This window comes from Streptomyces sp. NBC_00224, assembly GCF_041435195.1.
GTDB lineage: Bacteria > Actinomycetota > Actinomycetes > Streptomycetales > Streptomycetaceae > Streptomyces.
Genome location: NZ_CP108106.1, coordinates 8,247,074 through 8,261,617, shown reverse-complemented (window position 1 = coordinate 8,261,617; position 14,544 = coordinate 8,247,074). Strand labels below are relative to the sequence as shown.

The window sequence follows — 14,544 nt, the reverse complement described above, 5'->3', positions numbered from 1 at the left end:
CAGGGCCTCCGTAAGGTGGCCGCGATGAATGAAGACGCGCGGGTCCTGGTCCTGCTTCACGCTCTGGACCAGCTGTCGGGACCAGACCACCTGGAGTTTCCCGACGGCTTCGACCGTCTGCTGGCCGCGGCGCGAGCGACCCAGCTCAACGACCAGCTGACCAAAGACTTCGGGCACGCCTGCGAACTCGACGAACAGATCCAGGACGCCAGCTACTACTTCAACATCGCCATACCGTCGGAGGCGACCGAGGCCGGGGTTCCCCTGGGACTGCGGCTGAGCAACTTCGGCAACCTCGCGGTGGTGACCACCCCGAGACCCGACAGCCACGACGACCTGGACCATGCCGTTCGGGAGGGCGCGCTAACCGTTGCGGACCGCAGCCGAATCGAGGCCGCCCTCTGCGATTTCGGCTACACGCTAGTGCCCCCACGGCTGCTCCACCGGCCCTACGACGGCGTGACGTGGCTCGCTGACGAGGGGTCCTTCTACGCCGGCTACGGCCCGTATGGAGGCCGCGCAACATGGTGGATCCGCTACTTCGAGCACCTGTGACGACCGGTAGAACCCGCACGACTCTCACTCGCTTCGCGCCCTCTCACACACCCAGGGTTGCCAGAGCGGGGCGGAAGCTGGTGCCGGCACCGCGGACCGGTCCGGCGCATCCGTGCCGGCCGCCACGCCGATGGCGCGGCAGCCCAGGCGGCACACGCGACGGTCGCGGAGCGTCTAGAGGCGGCTGCTGTAAGACGATGGTGCCTGCTGCAAACAAGGAACCTTTCGGAAGGGGAATGTCATGGCGACCCTGCGGATCTCTGTTTCCGCCGACTCTGACGAGGGGGTGACCCGTCAACTCGTGGCGGAGCTGAGCCGCCGTGGGTACGAGGTGATCCCTCATGGCGTACTGGCAGCGGAAGAGACGGACGACTGGGCGTTCTGCACGGAGGCTGCCGCGCGGGACGTGGCAGAGGGGCGAGCGGACCAGGCGGTGGTGTGCTGCTGGACCGGGACCGGTGCGAGCATCGCGGCCAACAAGGTCCCTGGCGTGCGGGCGGCGCTGTGCACGGACGCCTACACAGCCAGTGGTGCCCGCCGCTGGAACGACGCGAATGTCCTGGCCTTGGGCTTGCGACTGACCTCGGCAGCCACACTCGGGGAAATCCTGGACGCGTGGTTCGACACCAGTCCGAGCCAGGACCGGACCGACCAGCAGAACATCCGGCATCTGGGGCGCCTTGACCAGGCGTGACAGGGGCGCCGGGAGTGGTTGCGACGCGCTTTCGTGCGTCGGTCACACGCTCGTGAGGAGGTCGTCGAGCGGGGCCGGTACCTGTCCCGGGTCGAGGGCCTCCACCAGGAGACGGCCGTAGCGGATCTTGCGGCCCTTCTTCGTGCCGAGAAAACGCCGCAACTGCTGCTGCCGGGGCCGGTCCTGCTGTGCGGGCTGCTGCAGGAAGGTCTGCCAAGCGCGCTGGTCGCCCTCGGCCCGGATGATCTCCTCGACCCGAGCCGTGCCCAGCGCGCGGATCAGCTCGTCCTCCAAGTCCGCGACGCACACGTAGAAGCCGTGGCGCGGCGCCCCGGCCCGCGCCATGCCACGGTCGTAGAAGCGCTGCTCGCCCTCGTCGCACAGTCCCCTCAGGCGCAGGCCGAGACCGGGCGGCCCGAGAAGACCGGCGTAGCGACCGACGCTCATCGCCCCGCCCATCGGCACGACGCACACCCCCTCGGCGGCCAGATCCCGGCCACGCCGTGCGGCCAGCTCCTCGACGGCCGCGAGATCACTCGGCCCCTCCAGCAATACCGCCGTCCTCAACCGCAGTCGTACAGCCAGTTCACTCGCCGGTTCGCCTGAACCACCGGCCGCCCAGCTGCTCACCGCATCCCGGAACGCCCACATGTCTGCCATGAAGCGAGTCTGCACTTCCACCGACCGGCACGGCACGCGATATTCGAGAACCTCGCTCGACACGCCGGGCACCCTCGTCACCTGGGCAGCCATCAACCTGACGATCTACCCGATCACTTGGGGCACTGAGCTCGTCGAGGAAGCTCGGGCCGCGATGTAGCGGACCGGGTGTGGTCGCGGCCCCGGCCGCAGGGTGTAGCGCTCCTCAGCACCGACGTGCGCGCCCGCGCCGCCGCGGGTAACCCGGAACACCCGTGATCGTTTGCCCGGGCATGCGCATCTCACGACGAATGCACGCCGCAGTCGCCCTCAGCAGTGTTGTGCTGGGCGCCGCCGCGGCCCAGGCCGCCGGAACACACGGAGCCGCCGGGCAGAGCAGGACTGTCGCGCCCGGCGCCCGGCACCACACCACCGACGGCTCGCACACATACCCCGTCGAGGACCACCAGTACGACGAGGGCAACTTCTACTCCAAGTACGGACACACCGCATCTGAGGCCGACAACGAGCACTACAGGAGGTACTCCTGACCCGACCGCATCACCCGACGAACTCGCCCCGTCGCCATGCTCGGCGGGACTTGAAGTGAGAAGCACCGTCGAGGCCGGTCGTCTCTCAGACGAGGGAGGCCGTACGGTCATGGCCAGCCAGACCACAGCGATCAGAGCCGCCGCGGCCCCGGTCGGCGCCAGCACACCGGCGACCCCACCGCCCGACACCGACGACCATCAGCCGTGCCCGGGACGCGTCCGCGATCAGGCGTCGGCAGCGAACCGGTCGAGAGCTCCGAGTACGTGGTCGCGGGTCGTCGTACCGCCCAGATGGCCCGCGTCTTCGACGACGATCAGCTCCGCGTCGGGCCAGGCGCGGGCGAGCTCCCACGCGGTGTCGAGAGGTCCGCTCATGTCGAGTCGGCCGTGCACGAGGACGCCAGGGATGCCGGCCAGACGGTCGGCGTCGCGCAGCAGCGCGCCCTCCTCCAGCCATGCCCCGTGGGAGAAGTAGTGGGAGCAGATACGCACCGGCGCGAGCCGGTCGGACGGCGGGCGGTCGCCGTACGGGTGGGAAGCGCCCTTGGTCTCGCCGGACAGGACCACGTCCTCCCAGGTACACCAGTCGGCCGTGGCCTTGTTCCGTACCGCGGCGTCGGGGTGCTCCATCAAACGTGCGTAGGCCCCGACGATGTCGCCGTCGCGCGGTGTGCCCGGAGCGCCGGCGAGGAAACGCTCCCACTGCTCGGGGAAGAACCGGCCGACGCGAATGGGCCGCCACCACGGCAGCGGCCACGGAGTTCGAGGCGGAACTCTCGTTCCCATTGAGCCGACTCGTCGGCGAGGCACTGGATGCGTTGCGCCGACGCCCGATGCGGCAGCGGATCGCCGAGGCGGCACCCCACCTCATCGCGCACAGCCCGCAGGAGAGCGGTGCGGTGCCGGAAGGCGAAGCGGAAGCCCTGCCGTAGACGCTCCGAACGGGCCGTGGTGCGCGGCGGCTCTGGGCAACCGCGCACCACGGCTCACAGCGCGGTCCGCTCCACGGGGATCCACAGCTCCGCGTCCGCCTGTGCCGCATCCTGCGACAGACGCGTCCGCAGGATCTCGGGCCCCGGCCTGCTGCGGTACGGATTGGACGGGAACCACTGGGTGAACACGTCCCGCCACATGTACTGGAGCGCCTGCGGAAACGGCCCGGAACTCTCGAAGACGGCCCACGTTCCGGCCGGGACGGTGAGCGCGTCCATGTCCTCGGGCACGGCGGCGCCCGTCACCACACCGTGGTAGTAGTCGAGTTCGGTCCCCTCGGCACGGCTCTCGTCCAGATTCTCGCTCACCGAGACGATCCCCTCCGGCTCCTGGTCGGACAGGCTCTGGATGCGCTGCAGCGTCTCCTGGCCGATGCCCCGGATGAAGTCGGCGATGGCCGGGTTCACCCCCTCGTGCACCAGGGGGACGCGCGCCTTCCTGCCGACCACACGAAACTCCTCCTTCTCCACGACCCTGTACCGCATGCTGCTGCTCCCTTCGACGACGAGGCGGAAGGACATCCGGGGCTGGGACTGCAGACTCGCACCGACCCGTCTGGCCTCTCCCGGACCGACGCCGTGCATCGCACGGAACGCGCGCGCGAACGCCTCCCCCGAGGTGTAGCCGTAACGCACCGCGACCTCCAGCAGCGTCCGCTCGCCGGTCAGCACCTCGGCACCCGCGACCGTCAGCCGCCTGCGCCGGATGTATTCCGACAGCGGGATCCCCGCCAGGGCGGAGAACAGCCGCCGCAAGTGGTACTCCGACGTCACCGCGATCCGCGCCAGGTCGGCCGCCTCGATCCGCTGATCGAGATGGCCCTCGATGTGCTCCATGGCCTGGTTGAGCCGCTCCAGCACCCCGGCCTCCTTCCCTTTCGATCACTCACATTAGGAAGGACTCACCTTGCCGCACCCGACATCCTGTGCCCGGTACGGTCGGGTACGGCTGCGTGGGCCTCGGGCGTCAGGGTGGTGGTGAGCGCGGCGGACAGGGAGCCGAAGGTCGGCGCAGGGCCGTTGGCTCTGCGAAGTACCCCCTGGACGAGCACGCGTCTCGGGCAGAGCTGAAGCTGCGGCGTGGCCCGGGTGGACGGCGGACACGTCCAAGTCCGGGTCGAGGTCCGGGTCCAGGTCCAGGGCCGGGTCCAGGTCCGCGAGACAGTGCATGCTGTGCCGTCAGGTGGTGGACGGCCCCCGGTCACGCATGCCTCGCCGCTCTGCTGGTTTCCCCGCGACGGCTCTTACTGCTGATGCCACCTGTAGTACTGGTTGGAGGGATCGCAGGCCGTCGCTTGCAGGAGGGTGCCGTTGCGTACGCTGGGTGTCGACAGGCAGAGCCCGCTCGACACGTTCTGCCAGACGTCGTACCAGCCCGAGGGCGGCCCGTTGGGGTTGTCCGCGAAGAAGACGCGCCACTGCTGGGTGGGCGCGGCTGCGTTGCAGAACTCCACCGTGACCGTGCCCGAGCCCCAGGCCGGTGCGGTGATGCACCGTCCCGTGCGCTGGTTGGTGAAGGTGAACAGGCCTGTCTGCGTGTTGAACCCTTCGAGCCACTTCTGCTCGGAGCCACCCGAGCACGACCACATGTGGAGCTTTGCGGAGTTTTCGGTGGCGTTGTCGAGGCAGTGGGTCGAGTTCCAGACGTTGATCGGGCTGAAGCCTGCCGCCTGCGCAGGTGTGCCGATCACGGCGATGACCAGCATCGCCAACACCCCGGTGAACAGCGCGAGCAGGCTGCGTCTCTTGGGCATGAGTCCTCTCCAGGTTTCTCGCTAGAGAATGTTGGAGCCTCAACGACACGCGGTACGTGCAGAGGAAGGTGCCCGAACACCGCGAGCCTTGAGCCTGCCCGCCGGAGACGTCAGCGAAATTCTCCGGTCGGGCGCCCCGAGTCTCACACCACGGCTTGTTTCCAGCAACGCGCTCACGGCCCAATGTCCAATTTTCGCGGCGAGTTGATCGCCCAGAGGGCGTCATCCGTCGAACTGCCGGTTGTAGTGCGTCTGGAGTGAGCCACGAGGATCACACGTTCACGAAAGCGGAGGAAACTGGCCCTGCCTCCCATCTGGTGTTTGGCCAGACGGAGTTGCAGATGAGGCGAGGCCGGCGCGGATGGCTTCGCGCCCTTGAGGTTTGGCGTCGCGAGTAGCACTTCCAGACACCGGCAATCTCCAGAGCCGCGAGCGGGACGTGCAGCTGAGGGGCCCGCCCTCTTGCCCTCTGGGCACCTTCTATCGACGTCAAAACTTCCCTTCAGGGGCGCCTCAGGATCGCTCCCACCCTCACCGGTCCCTTCACCCTGCTCGCCGCAGAGCGCGCTCGACCTGACCACTGCGCCGGGCGTGCGCTCAGAGGAAGCGTGAGCAGGCTGTCTCGGGGCACACCTTGAACGAGAGGGTCAGGCTCAAAGGAGGCCATCGTGGGGATTTCGGGGCTTGTCAGCGCGATCGTGATCGGTATCGTCATCGGCGTTCTGGGGCGGCTCGTGCTCCCTGGCCGCCAGCGCATCGGTGTCCTGTGGACCATCCTGGTCGGTATCGTCGCAGCACTGCTGGGAACGGCGATTGCAGCCGGCTTCGGTGTCGCTGACACCAAGGGCATCGACTGGATCGAGCTCGCCCTCCAAGTCGCGCTGGCTGCCGTGGGCGTAGGCGCGTTGGACCGTTTCAAGGGACGCCGCTGAGCTGAGATGGGCAAGGTGAGTCATCAACCTTGTCTGTCGCGTCTGCCGGCCGGAGCGTCCGTTTCCCGTGGACGCCCGACCGGCAGCCGTTGCCCGATCACGTGGCCGACGACCTCGGGGCGAGCCTGAGCATCCACCGACTCCTCGCCGCCTTCACAGGTAACGCCAAGTGACTCCCCCGCCGCGCAGTCATGATCACTCCTCAAACCACTGAGTGTGGACACCACCACCCGAACGGCCCCCTGGGGTACGCATCCGCAAATGCCACATGCCGCCCCTTCGCCGCAGACGACACCGCCGCCACCACCGTCACCGCGTAACAGAGGGTGCACCATGCCATCACCGCGACTACAGTCGGCTATCACTTGGCTATGGACTGCCGCCCCGCCCCACACCCTCTGAGGAGCCACGCCATGCCGCTTCTTCGTACAGGAGGCACCGCCCTGTACTACGAGGTCGTCGGGGAAGGCGAACCGCTCGTCTTCGTCCACGGCTCGTGGACCGACCACACCTCGTGGCAGCCCGCGATCGAGGCGGACATCCGCGCGTCGTTCCAGGTGATCAGCTACGACCGCCGTGGCCACAGCCAGAGCGAGGCAGCGCCTGGTCAGGGCACTCGGAGGCAGGACGAGGACGATCTCGCGGCCCTGATCGAGCAGCTCGGACCCGCGCCCGCGCACGTCGCGGGCAATTCCTTCGGCGCCATCATCACGCTCGGTCTGGCCGCACGCCGTCCGGAGCTGTTCCGCAGCATCGTGGTGCATGAACCACCCCTGGTCACGATCGTGGCCGACGACCCGGACGCCATGGAGGAGCTGCGCCCGACGGCGGCCTCGATCGAGGCCGCACTCGCCCTTCTCCGCAAGGGCGAGCATCAACAAGCCGCGCGGTTGTTCGTGGAGGAGGTCGCGTTGGGCCCCGGTATGTGGGACCAGTTGCCCGGCCCCGTTCAGGACACGTTCGTACGCAACGCCCCCACCTGGCTGGACGAGCAGTCCGACCCCGGATGGGCGACGCTCGATGTCGACACACTCTCCCGCTGCACCGCACCCGTACTCCTCACCCGTGGCACCACGAGCCCGGCATGGTTCACGACGGTCCTCGACCGACTGGCCGCGGCACTGCCGCACGCGCAACGCCACACGTTTGAAGGGGCGGGGCACCTCCCCCACGCCACACATCCGCAGCAGTACGTCGCCGCTCTCACCCGATTCCTCCAGGGCCGGGAGGCCTGACACCTCACGCTCCGCGGTGCCCGCGTGAAACCGGCGGGGTCGTCGAGCTCGCCCAGCTTGCGGCTAGTCGGCGCGGCCTGTCGCTGCCACGGTCACGCCCAGACCGATCATCGCGATGCCGCCCGCTCCGCCGACCATCGACAGGCGGCGGTCCGAGCGGGCGAACCAGGAGCGGGCCGCCGAGGCGCCCAGGCCCCAAAGGGTGTCCGTGATCATGCCGATGGCGACCGGGACCAGCCCCAACACCATCATTTGCAGGGGGACATGGCCCGCCGAGTGGTTCACGAACTGCGGCAGCACCGCCGCGAAGAAGACGAGGCCCTTCGGGTTGGTGACGCCCACGAAAATACCGTCCAGGACGGTGCGCAGATCGCCACGCCGCTCACCTGCCGGGGCCGCCATGTTCGCCGCGCGCATCTCCTTGCGGTGCCGGAACGCCTGCACGCCGAGGTGGACGAGGTACACCGCCCCTGCCAGCTTCACCCCCACGAACACCGTCGCCGAGCTCTCCACCAGCGCGCCGAGGCCCCACGCCACAGCGATCACCAGGAGGTACGAACCGAGCAGGTTGCCGACGACCGTCGCGAGCGCCACACGGCGGCCGTGCGCGAGAGCTCTACCGATCACGAACAGCACGCTCGGCCCCGGAATCACGATCACCAAGAGCGAAATCGCCGCGAACGCGAGAATGCTCTCCGTGGACACCATGTATCCGCCACCTCCTCCGTTGTCTCCCAGAGGTCATAGAAACAGACGGCGGCCCGTCCGCTCTAGGCACATCCACCCACCAATATCACCGGGCACCGACCGGCACGGTCTCTTGACACTGTGGGTGGGCGGAAGACGGCAGGGCGGAACGGGTCCGGCCGGGAGCCACCGCATCACGGTGGCTCCCGGCCGGAGCGGCTACTTCTGTGCGGATGCAGAGGCGGGTCAGTACAGCGGGCAGCCCTTGGGGAGCTTGGGGAAGTCGGTGAAGGCATACTCCGTGGGACCGCCCTGGGTCTTGGACTTCAGCTGCGGGTCCCAGCTGGACGGCTGCACGATCTCGGCGTAAATACCGGCCGACGCGGGGAGTTTGGGGTGACTGCGGTTGAGCGTGCCCAGGCGCGTGACCTGGCTGCCGTCGGCCTCGTCGATGAAGGTGACCGAGGGGCCCTTCGGGCTCATCGTCAGCCGGGCGTCGAGGCCGGCGCCGATGCCGTCCTGGTGGGAGACGGTGCATTGCTTGACGACCGTTCCCTCGTCGAGCGAGCAACCCTTGGGCAACTTGGGGAAGTTCCGAATCCCGTAGTAGCCGTCCCGGCCGCCGTTGGTCTTGGCCAACAGCTGCGGGGTCGAGCCATACGGGTTGAGTATCTCCACCTCGATACCCGCATCCCGCGCCAGCGCCGGGTGGCTGCGGTCGAGTGTGCCGAACCGCTTGACCTCGCTGCCGTCGGCCTCGTCGAAGAAGACGGCCGAGGGACCCTGCGGGCTCATCGTCATCCGGACGCCGAGACCCGCACCGACTCCGTCGCTCTTGACCACGGTGCACTGGTCAGCGGCCGTTGCGGCTGAGGCGCTGCGAGCACCATGGGAAGTGCCCGCGAACGCGGCCGTCGGGACGAGGACGGAACCGGCGAGCGTGGCGACAGCCAAGCCGGTGCGAAGGGTGTAGCGCATGACAACTCCTGTGCGTGGAAGTACGGAAAGTACGGATGGCCGCGAGAGCGAGCAAGGACACGAACCGCCACCGTTCGGTCTGAGCCGGTGTGTTGTGGCGGTGTATGAGTGAATCTATTGGGACATGCGCGACGGACGAGTCCGCTCCATGTCACGGAATCGTCACGGCGCACCAGCGCATCGGGCGGGGCCGGGAGGTGGGCATCTACCGGTCTGGGAGCAGGAGTTGGCGACCGGGCGGGCTTCCACCCCACAGCGTCCTGCGACACGCTTCACCGATACGATGCGGGGGCAGGCGGAGCCGTAGCGCAGAGGTCGACGCGCGCGGTCTCCAAAATCGCGAGGACGCCGGTTCGAATCCGGTCGGCTCCGTCTGCTGAGATCATGCGCCCGTCCCCTCCGGGTCACTGCAGGCGCGCTCGTACGCGGAGCCATCATCGGGCGAGGTGTCGGGAACAGGAGGCCTCGGGCCTGAACGGAGGCCGACCTCCTGGTCACGGCATGGCTTGCGGTGGCGACCGCGCGGTGGTGCGGGCGGCGCCGCGCCCCTCCGCGGGTGAGGAAATCGGTGGCGCCCCGTGAGGTGAGCCGTTAGCTTCCGCCAGAGCGCAGTGAGGTGGAAGACACGACCGCGAAGGGAGCCGTGCATGGAGATCGAGGGCATGCGGACCGACCGATTGGGCATACTGCTCGACCAGTTCGATCGGGCCAGGGAGATGGCGCAGGTACGGCTGACGGCTCTCGGCGACGAGGAGTACCTGTGGGAGCCGGTACCCGGTAGCTGGTCGATCCGGCGCCGGGAAGAGGCAGTGACGCCCCGGGCGTTCGGGCCGGGTGCGTGGGTGCTCGACTTGGGCGCCCCCGACATCCCGGCCAACGAGTACGCCGAAGTTGCCCGGCAGGCCGCCGACGGCATGACGGTCGCCAAGATCGCCGATGACTGGAGCGTGAGTGTGGAGCGGGTCGAGCAGATCCTTGCCCACACCGGTGAACCGGAGCCTGACCAAACGCCGATCACGACCATCGCGTGGCGGCTGGCGCACCTGCACTTCCACTTCGCGGGCGCATGGGAGTGGACCTTCGGTGAACGGCGGCAGGAACCGAAGCTGCTGGTCGACTTCACCCCCTCTGCCGCGGTGGCACAAGAGCGGTTCTGGGCCCTGATCGACCGCTGGCGCGACAGTGTCGCCACCCTGACCGACGAGCAGCTCGACACGGTCGGCTTCTCGCAGTACCCGTACAGCAACGACTCCGAATACCCCTACGTCGGCGTGCTGGCGTCGGCCAACCTCGAATTCATCCACCACATGGCCGAGATCGCGCTGCTCCGCGACCTGTGGCAGGCCCGCCTCACCACTGGCGGGAGGTAGGTCCGAGCGCGTTGTGTGGAGCGCAGACGCCAGTCAACACCCGCTCGCGCGCTCGATCAGCGCGGCTCAACCGATCTGCTCAGCAGCGCTGTCCAACACACCGGCTTCGCCCCGAAGCAGCCCCTCGCCTATGGGGTAGGGCCGTTCGCCGGGCAGGAGTTGCCGGGCGGTTTCCAGGTCTCCGTCCCGTACGTGGGCGTGGATCGTGCGGGCGAGCGGGGTGACGTCGGTGATGGAGGCGATCCACTCGTCGGCGTAGAGACGCGCGGCTTCGCCGGAGAGGCCGAGCTGGAGCGCACGGCGGGGAAGGGGCTGGAGGCGCAGGTCGCGTTCGGGGTCCCATTGCACTCGGGCCGGAGCCCGCTTCAACTGGCGCTTCCACGCTGCGCGATCGGCGTGGAGGCCCTGCTCGTAGTGGGACAGGCAGGCGTGTGCCAGTGCCCACTCGAAGCCTTCGCGGGTGATCTCGACAGCCAGGACGGTCTCCTGGCCTTCCTTGGTGCCCCACCCGCAGCGGTACATCATCCACAGGAACGACGGCTTGATCCACGTCATCCGGTCCCGCTGCCATACGGCTGGGAACCGGCCCTCCCGGGCCGCGGGCACGCCGATCTCCGGTGCGTACGCCTGGTAGACGGTGACCGTGGAGGCCGTGTACTGGGCCCGGATCTGGTACTTGGGTTCTTCCACGATCACCAGAGTGGACACACCGGCCCGCGCGCGCCATCGAATTACTGTGGCGTAACACTGTCGAACCAGCGAGAACATGGCGTCCCGCTGCCGCACACGGAGGTATCCCATGCTTGCGTCCTGGTACGACGAACAGGGCCCGGCCGCCGACGTCCTACGCGTCGGTGAACTGCCCGACCCCACCCCGGGCCCCGGCGAGGTCCGCGTCCGCGTCACCGTCTCGGGCATCAGCCCCGGTGACACCAAGAAGCGGCGCGGCTGGCTCGGTTCGTCCATGCCGTACCCGAGGGTGATCCCACACAGCGACGCGGCCGGAGTCGTCGACGCCGTGGGCGATGGAGTCGACGCCCGGCGCGTGGGGCAGCGGGTGTGGGTGTACGGGGCTCAGTCCTACCGCCCCTTCGGCACCGCCGCCCAGTACACCGTCGTGCCCGACCATCAGGCCGTCCCCCTGCCCGACCACCTCGACGACGAACTCGGCGCGAGCCTGGGCATCCCCGGGATCACCGCCCACCGCACCGTCTTCGCGGACGGCCCGGTCGACGGTCGACTGGTTCTGGTGCACGGAGTCCTGGGCGGTGTCGGCTCCCTGGCCGCCCAGCTCGCCCACTGGGCCGGCGCCACAGTGATCGCCACCGTCCGCCGCACCGCGGACCTCGACCGGGTCGACCCCGTCGTCGTCTCCCACGCCGTCGCCCTGGACACCGGCGACCCGGTGGCGGCGATCCGCGCCCACGCACCCCGGGGCGTCGACCGGATCATCGAGGTCGCCCTGTCCGACAACGCCGACCTCGACAACGCCGTCGTCGCGAACGAGGCCGTCATCGCCGCCTACGCCACCCGCGCGGACCGCACCGAAATCCCTTTCTGGCCCCTCCTGTTCAACAACGTCACCCTGCGGCTCTTCGGCAGCGACGACTTCCCGGCCGAGGCCAAGCGCCAGGCCGCCCGTGACCTCACCGCGGCGGCCGCCGTCGGCGCGCTCACCGTCGATGTCGGCGACCGCTTCCCCCTGGAGGACATCGCCAAGGCCCACGACCGCGTCGACACCGGCGGCCCCGGCCGCATCCTGCTCACCGTCCCCCGGTAGCGCGGGCTCGACGTGCACGCGGGCCGCGCCGAGCGGCGCAGGAGAGTCGCTTCGTCAGCGGCCCCGGCGGGCGTTGAGCCGGGCGGCCTGCCGCGTGAGGTGGTCGCGTTCCGCGAGGTTGGGGGCCTTCTGGGCCGCCTCGGCGTACAGCCGGGCCGCCGTCGCCAGGTCGCCGTCGCGCTCGTGGAGGTACGCGGCCACCGCGGTGTGGCGGGGCAGGGAGTCGTCCAAAGCTGCGAGTGCCGCCAGGCCGGCGCGCGGTCCGTCCGCCTCGCCGACGGCCACCGCGCGGTTGAGCCGCACGACCGGGCTGTCGGTCAGGCGCGCGAGCTCGTCGTACCACTCGACGATCTGTACCCAGTCGGTCTCCTCGGCGGTGGGCGCGTCGGCGTGCAGCGCCGCGATGGCGGCCTGGGCCTGGAACTCGCCAAGCCGGTCGCGGGCGAGGGCCGCCTGCAGGATCTCGACGCCGTCGGCGATCGACTTGGTGTCCCATCGGCCGCGGTCCTGCTCGGCGAGCGGCACCAGGCTGCCGTCGGGTGCGGTGCGGGCGGCGCGCCGGGCGTGGTGGAGCAGCATGAGGGCGAGCAGCCCCGCCACCTCGGGGTGGTCGATCGCGGCCGCGAGCTGCCGGGTGAGCCGGATGGCTTCGGCGGCGAGGTCCACGTCGCCGGAGTAGCCCTCATTGAAGACCAGGTAGAGGACACGCAGCACGGTGGCGACGTCGCCGGGCTGGTCGAACCGTATGCCGGAGACGGTGCGCTTGGCCCGGCTGATGCGCTGCGCCATGGTCGCCTCGGGCACCAGATAGGCCTGGGCGATCTGGCGGGTGGTCAGCCCGCCCACGGCGCGCAGGGTGAGCGCGACCGCGGACGACGGCGTCAGCGACGGGTGGGCGCACAGGAAGTAGAGCTGGAGCGTGTCGTCCACCGCGGGCGCGGGCCCGGGCGCCGGTTCCTCGTCGACGACATCCTCCCGCCGGCGGCGGGCGGTTTCCGACCGGGTCGCGTCGAGGAACCGGCGCCAGGCCACGGTGACCAGCCAGCCCTTGGGGTCCCGTGGCTGGTCGGTCGGCCAGACGCGAACCGCCTCGACCAGCGCGTCCTGCACGGCGTCCTCGGCCGCCGCGAAGTCTGCTCCGCGGCGGACGAGGATCCCGAGCACGCTCGGCGTGAGGCTCCGTAGGAGGGCCTCATTCACCTCAGTGGCACTCGGAGATGGTGGGCGGCGCGGCCAGGAACGGGCGCAGTTCCAGCCACTCGTGGATCGGCTTCCCGCCCGCACCGGGGGCGGCCGACAGTTCCCCGGCCAGCTCGACGGCGCGGTCGTAGCTGTCGACGTCGATCACCATCCAGCCGGCGATGAGGTCCTTCGTCTCGGCGAACGGGCCGTCGGTGACCGGCGGCCGCCCCTCGCCGTCGTACCGGACCCACGCCCCCTCGGGGGCGAGCGCCTGACCGTCGACGAACTCGCCGGTTCCCTCAAGCCGGTCCGCGAAGTCCCGCATGTACTGGACGTGCGCCGAGATCTCCTCCGGCGTCCACTTGTCCATGGGCACGTCGTTGGCCGAAGCCGGAGCGCCGCGGTAGTGCTTGAGAAGCAGGTACTTGGCCATCGTGTTCTCCTCGGTACTGGTGCGGCCCATTGTGGTCGCTTTCACTACGGGGACGGAGCCAGCCACGGGTTCTCGACATCGCCGCCAGAATTTTTTTGGGTCTGTTTTCTGGCTGGCTCGCAGTGGCGTCACCAGGGCGTCACCCACAGCGCCTGCTCCGGATCGATCAGAACTTCTTGGCGAGGTCGCGAGCCTGCGCGTGGGCGGTCTCCCGGCTGCTGGGCGTGACTCGTCGCGCAAAGGCAGGTGGGGCAGCGAACCGATCGCTGCCCCACCTGCCTCAAGGGACCTGCCTGGGCTGACTATCCGGGCCAGCCCCACTGCTTCACACGCTTGAAGCCGCCGTCCGGGCAGTACATGCTGATGCCACGGCGGTCACCCTGCCACGGTCCGGGACCGTAGTTCAGCTGCTTCTGCAAGGATCCCTTCTTGCACAGAATGCTGGCCCCGTACCGGGCGGGCCCATGCCCGTCACACCACACGTTGGCCGAAGTGCTGTTCTGCCAGTTCGTATGACACTTCAGGGCCTGGACACTCACCTGACCGGACGACGAGCTGCTCGCCGTACTACTGGCCGCCACTGCCGGCGCCACAGGGGCAGCGACGGCCAGCGCCGTCACAACCGACAACACCGCTCCACGCAAATGCACTTGGTCCTCCCGTTTCGACTGCCGTGCCACGCCCTGTCTGCCGGGGGGTCAGGTCCCGGCCCGGGCGTCGCGGTCGTCATCGAAGGTACAAAGCACGTCGCGAGCGGTCATC

At 69.2% G+C, this 14,544-nt stretch carries 18 protein-coding genes, 1 tRNA gene and 1 pseudogene; 11 read left to right on the top strand and 9 right to left on the bottom strand.

What is annotated here, in order from left to right; all coding sequences use genetic code 11:
• Positions 1–24: 24 nt before the first annotated feature.
• Entirely contained in the window at positions 25–555 is a 531-nt protein-coding gene (locus OG965_RS36980; RefSeq protein ID WP_371656447.1) for a hypothetical protein, read from the top strand.
• 250 nt (positions 556–805) lie between these two features.
• Positions 806–1,249: an RpiB/LacA/LacB family sugar-phosphate isomerase gene (locus OG965_RS36975; RefSeq protein ID WP_371657160.1), complete on the top strand. Its 444-nt coding sequence runs from the start codon at positions 806–808 to the stop codon at positions 1,247–1,249.
• 42 nt (positions 1,250–1,291) lie between these two features.
• Here OG965_RS36975 and OG965_RS36970 read toward each other — a convergent pair whose 3' ends face one another.
• Entirely contained in the window at positions 1,292–1,909 is a 618-nt protein-coding gene (locus OG965_RS36970; RefSeq protein WP_371656446.1) for a TOPRIM nucleotidyl transferase/hydrolase domain-containing protein, read from the bottom strand.
• Between OG965_RS36970 and OG965_RS36965 the strand changes: the two genes are divergently transcribed.
• Together OG965_RS36965 and OG965_RS36960 are read left to right on the top strand one after the other, a co-directional pair.
• Positions 1,899–2,069: a hypothetical protein gene (locus tag OG965_RS36965; RefSeq protein WP_371656445.1), complete on the top strand. Its 171-nt coding sequence runs from the start codon at positions 1,899–1,901 to the stop codon at positions 2,067–2,069. The genes OG965_RS36970 and OG965_RS36965 overlap by 11 nt on opposite strands.
• 130 nt (positions 2,070–2,199) lie before the next feature.
• Entirely contained in the window at positions 2,200–2,439 is a 240-nt protein-coding gene (locus OG965_RS36960) for a hypothetical protein (protein WP_371656444.1), read from the top strand.
• Positions 2,440–2,664: 225 nt separating this feature from the next.
• Here the strand turns inward: OG965_RS36960 and OG965_RS36955 are convergent.
• A pseudogene (locus OG965_RS36955) lies at positions 2,665–3,165 on the bottom strand (prolyl aminopeptidase); the annotation flags it as partial.
• Between the two features lie 59 nt (positions 3,166–3,224).
• Here OG965_RS36955 and OG965_RS36950 point away from each other — a divergent pair.
• Positions 3,225–3,371 (top strand): hypothetical protein, encoded by a 147-nt coding sequence (locus tag OG965_RS36950; protein ID WP_371656443.1) that lies wholly within the window; start codon positions 3,225–3,227, stop codon positions 3,369–3,371.
• Positions 3,372–3,425: 54 nt separating this feature from the next.
• Here the strand turns inward: OG965_RS36950 and OG965_RS36945 are convergent, their stop codons facing one another.
• Positions 3,426–4,292 (bottom strand): GyrI-like domain-containing protein, encoded by an 867-nt coding sequence (locus tag OG965_RS36945; protein ID WP_371656442.1) that lies wholly within the window; start codon positions 4,290–4,292, stop codon positions 3,426–3,428.
• A gap of 383 nt (positions 4,293–4,675) precedes the next feature.
• Complete coding sequence (locus OG965_RS36940) at positions 4,676–5,185, bottom strand: ricin-type beta-trefoil lectin domain protein (protein ID WP_371656441.1); 510 nt, start codon at positions 5,183–5,185, stop codon at positions 4,676–4,678.
• Positions 5,186–5,853: 668 nt separating this feature from the next.
• Here OG965_RS36940 and OG965_RS36935 point away from each other — a divergent pair.
• The 3 genes from OG965_RS36935 (at position 5,854) to OG965_RS36925 (ending at position 7,352) form a co-directional block, all read left to right on the top strand.
• Complete coding sequence (locus OG965_RS36935; protein ID WP_371656440.1) at positions 5,854–6,117, top strand: GlsB/YeaQ/YmgE family stress response membrane protein; 264 nt, start codon at positions 5,854–5,856, stop codon at positions 6,115–6,117.
• A gap of 29 nt (positions 6,118–6,146) precedes the next feature.
• Entirely contained in the window at positions 6,147–6,290 is a 144-nt protein-coding gene (locus OG965_RS36930; RefSeq protein ID WP_371656439.1) for a hypothetical protein, read from the top strand.
• A 240-nt stretch (positions 6,291–6,530) separates the two neighbouring features.
• A complete protein-coding gene (locus OG965_RS36925) occupies positions 6,531–7,352 on the top strand; it encodes an alpha/beta fold hydrolase (RefSeq protein ID WP_371656438.1) in 822 nt (273 codons plus the stop codon).
• A gap of 63 nt (positions 7,353–7,415) precedes the next feature.
• On the opposite strand, the gene OG965_RS36920 is transcribed toward OG965_RS36925, so the two are convergent.
• Both OG965_RS36920 and OG965_RS36915 read right to left on the bottom strand, forming a co-directional pair.
• Positions 7,416–8,060, bottom strand: coding sequence for a LysE family translocator (locus OG965_RS36920; RefSeq protein ID WP_371656437.1), 645 nt, complete (start codon positions 8,058–8,060; stop codon positions 7,416–7,418).
• A 225-nt stretch (positions 8,061–8,285) separates the two neighbouring features.
• Positions 8,286–9,017: a hypothetical protein gene (locus tag OG965_RS36915; RefSeq protein WP_371656436.1), complete on the bottom strand. Its 732-nt coding sequence runs from the start codon at positions 9,015–9,017 to the stop codon at positions 8,286–8,288.
• A gap of 297 nt (positions 9,018–9,314) precedes the next feature.
• On the opposite strand from OG965_RS36915, the gene OG965_RS36910 reads away from it, so the two are divergent.
• A tRNA-Trp gene (locus OG965_RS36910) sits at positions 9,315–9,389 on the top strand.
• A 275-nt stretch (positions 9,390–9,664) separates the two neighbouring features.
• Positions 9,665–10,387 carry a DinB family protein gene (locus tag OG965_RS36905; RefSeq protein WP_371656435.1) on the top strand — a complete coding sequence of 241 codons (723 nt, stop codon included), beginning with the start codon at positions 9,665–9,667 and terminating at the stop codon, positions 10,385–10,387.
• 66 nt (positions 10,388–10,453) lie between these two features.
• On the opposite strand, the gene OG965_RS36900 is transcribed toward OG965_RS36905, so the two are convergent.
• A complete protein-coding gene (locus tag OG965_RS36900; RefSeq protein WP_371656434.1) occupies positions 10,454–11,077 on the bottom strand; it encodes a DUF4291 domain-containing protein in 624 nt (207 codons plus the stop codon).
• Between the two features lie 109 nt (positions 11,078–11,186).
• Between OG965_RS36900 and OG965_RS36895 the strand changes: the two genes are divergently transcribed.
• Positions 11,187–12,167 carry an NADPH:quinone reductase gene (locus OG965_RS36895; RefSeq protein WP_371656433.1) on the top strand — a complete coding sequence of 327 codons (981 nt, stop codon included), beginning with the start codon at positions 11,187–11,189 and terminating at the stop codon, positions 12,165–12,167.
• 54 nt (positions 12,168–12,221) lie between these two features.
• Here the strand turns inward: OG965_RS36895 and OG965_RS36890 are convergent, their stop codons facing one another.
• Both OG965_RS36890 and OG965_RS36885 read right to left on the bottom strand, forming a co-directional pair.
• Positions 12,222–13,367 carry an RNA polymerase sigma factor gene (locus tag OG965_RS36890; RefSeq protein WP_371656432.1) on the bottom strand — a complete coding sequence of 382 codons (1,146 nt, stop codon included), beginning with the start codon at positions 13,365–13,367 and terminating at the stop codon, positions 12,222–12,224.
• 1 nt (position 13,368) lies between these two features.
• Entirely contained in the window at positions 13,369–13,782 is a 414-nt protein-coding gene (locus tag OG965_RS36885) for a YciI family protein (RefSeq protein WP_371656431.1), read from the bottom strand.
• Positions 13,783–14,544: the final 762 nt, after the last annotated feature.

Excerpts from the sequence above, each read along its gene's own strand:
- OG965_RS36980 (WP_371656447.1), top strand. The coding sequence starts at position 25 with ATGAATGAAGACGCGCGGGTCCTGGTCCTGCTTCACGCTCTGGACCAG.
- OG965_RS36965 (WP_371656445.1), top strand. The coding sequence starts at position 1,899 with ATGTCTGCCATGAAGCGAGTCTGCACTTCCACCGACCGGCACGGCACG.
- OG965_RS36970 (WP_371656446.1), bottom strand. The coding sequence starts at position 1,909 with ATGGCAGACATGTGGGCGTTCCGGGATGCGGTGAGCAGCTGGGCGGCC.
- OG965_RS36960 (WP_371656444.1), top strand. The coding sequence starts at position 2,200 with ATGCACGCCGCAGTCGCCCTCAGCAGTGTTGTGCTGGGCGCCGCCGCG.
- OG965_RS36940 (WP_371656441.1), bottom strand. The coding sequence starts at position 5,185 with ATGCCCAAGAGACGCAGCCTGCTCGCGCTGTTCACCGGGGTGTTGGCG.
- OG965_RS36925 (WP_371656438.1), top strand. The coding sequence starts at position 6,531 with ATGCCGCTTCTTCGTACAGGAGGCACCGCCCTGTACTACGAGGTCGTC.
- OG965_RS36920 (WP_371656437.1), bottom strand. The coding sequence starts at position 8,060 with ATGGTGTCCACGGAGAGCATTCTCGCGTTCGCGGCGATTTCGCTCTTG.
- OG965_RS36915 (WP_371656436.1), bottom strand. The coding sequence starts at position 9,017 with ATGCGCTACACCCTTCGCACCGGCTTGGCTGTCGCCACGCTCGCCGGT.
- OG965_RS36905 (WP_371656435.1), top strand. The coding sequence starts at position 9,665 with ATGGAGATCGAGGGCATGCGGACCGACCGATTGGGCATACTGCTCGAC.
- OG965_RS36895 (WP_371656433.1), top strand. The coding sequence starts at position 11,187 with ATGCTTGCGTCCTGGTACGACGAACAGGGCCCGGCCGCCGACGTCCTA.
- OG965_RS36885 (WP_371656431.1), bottom strand. The coding sequence starts at position 13,782 with ATGGCCAAGTACCTGCTTCTCAAGCACTACCGCGGCGCTCCGGCTTCG.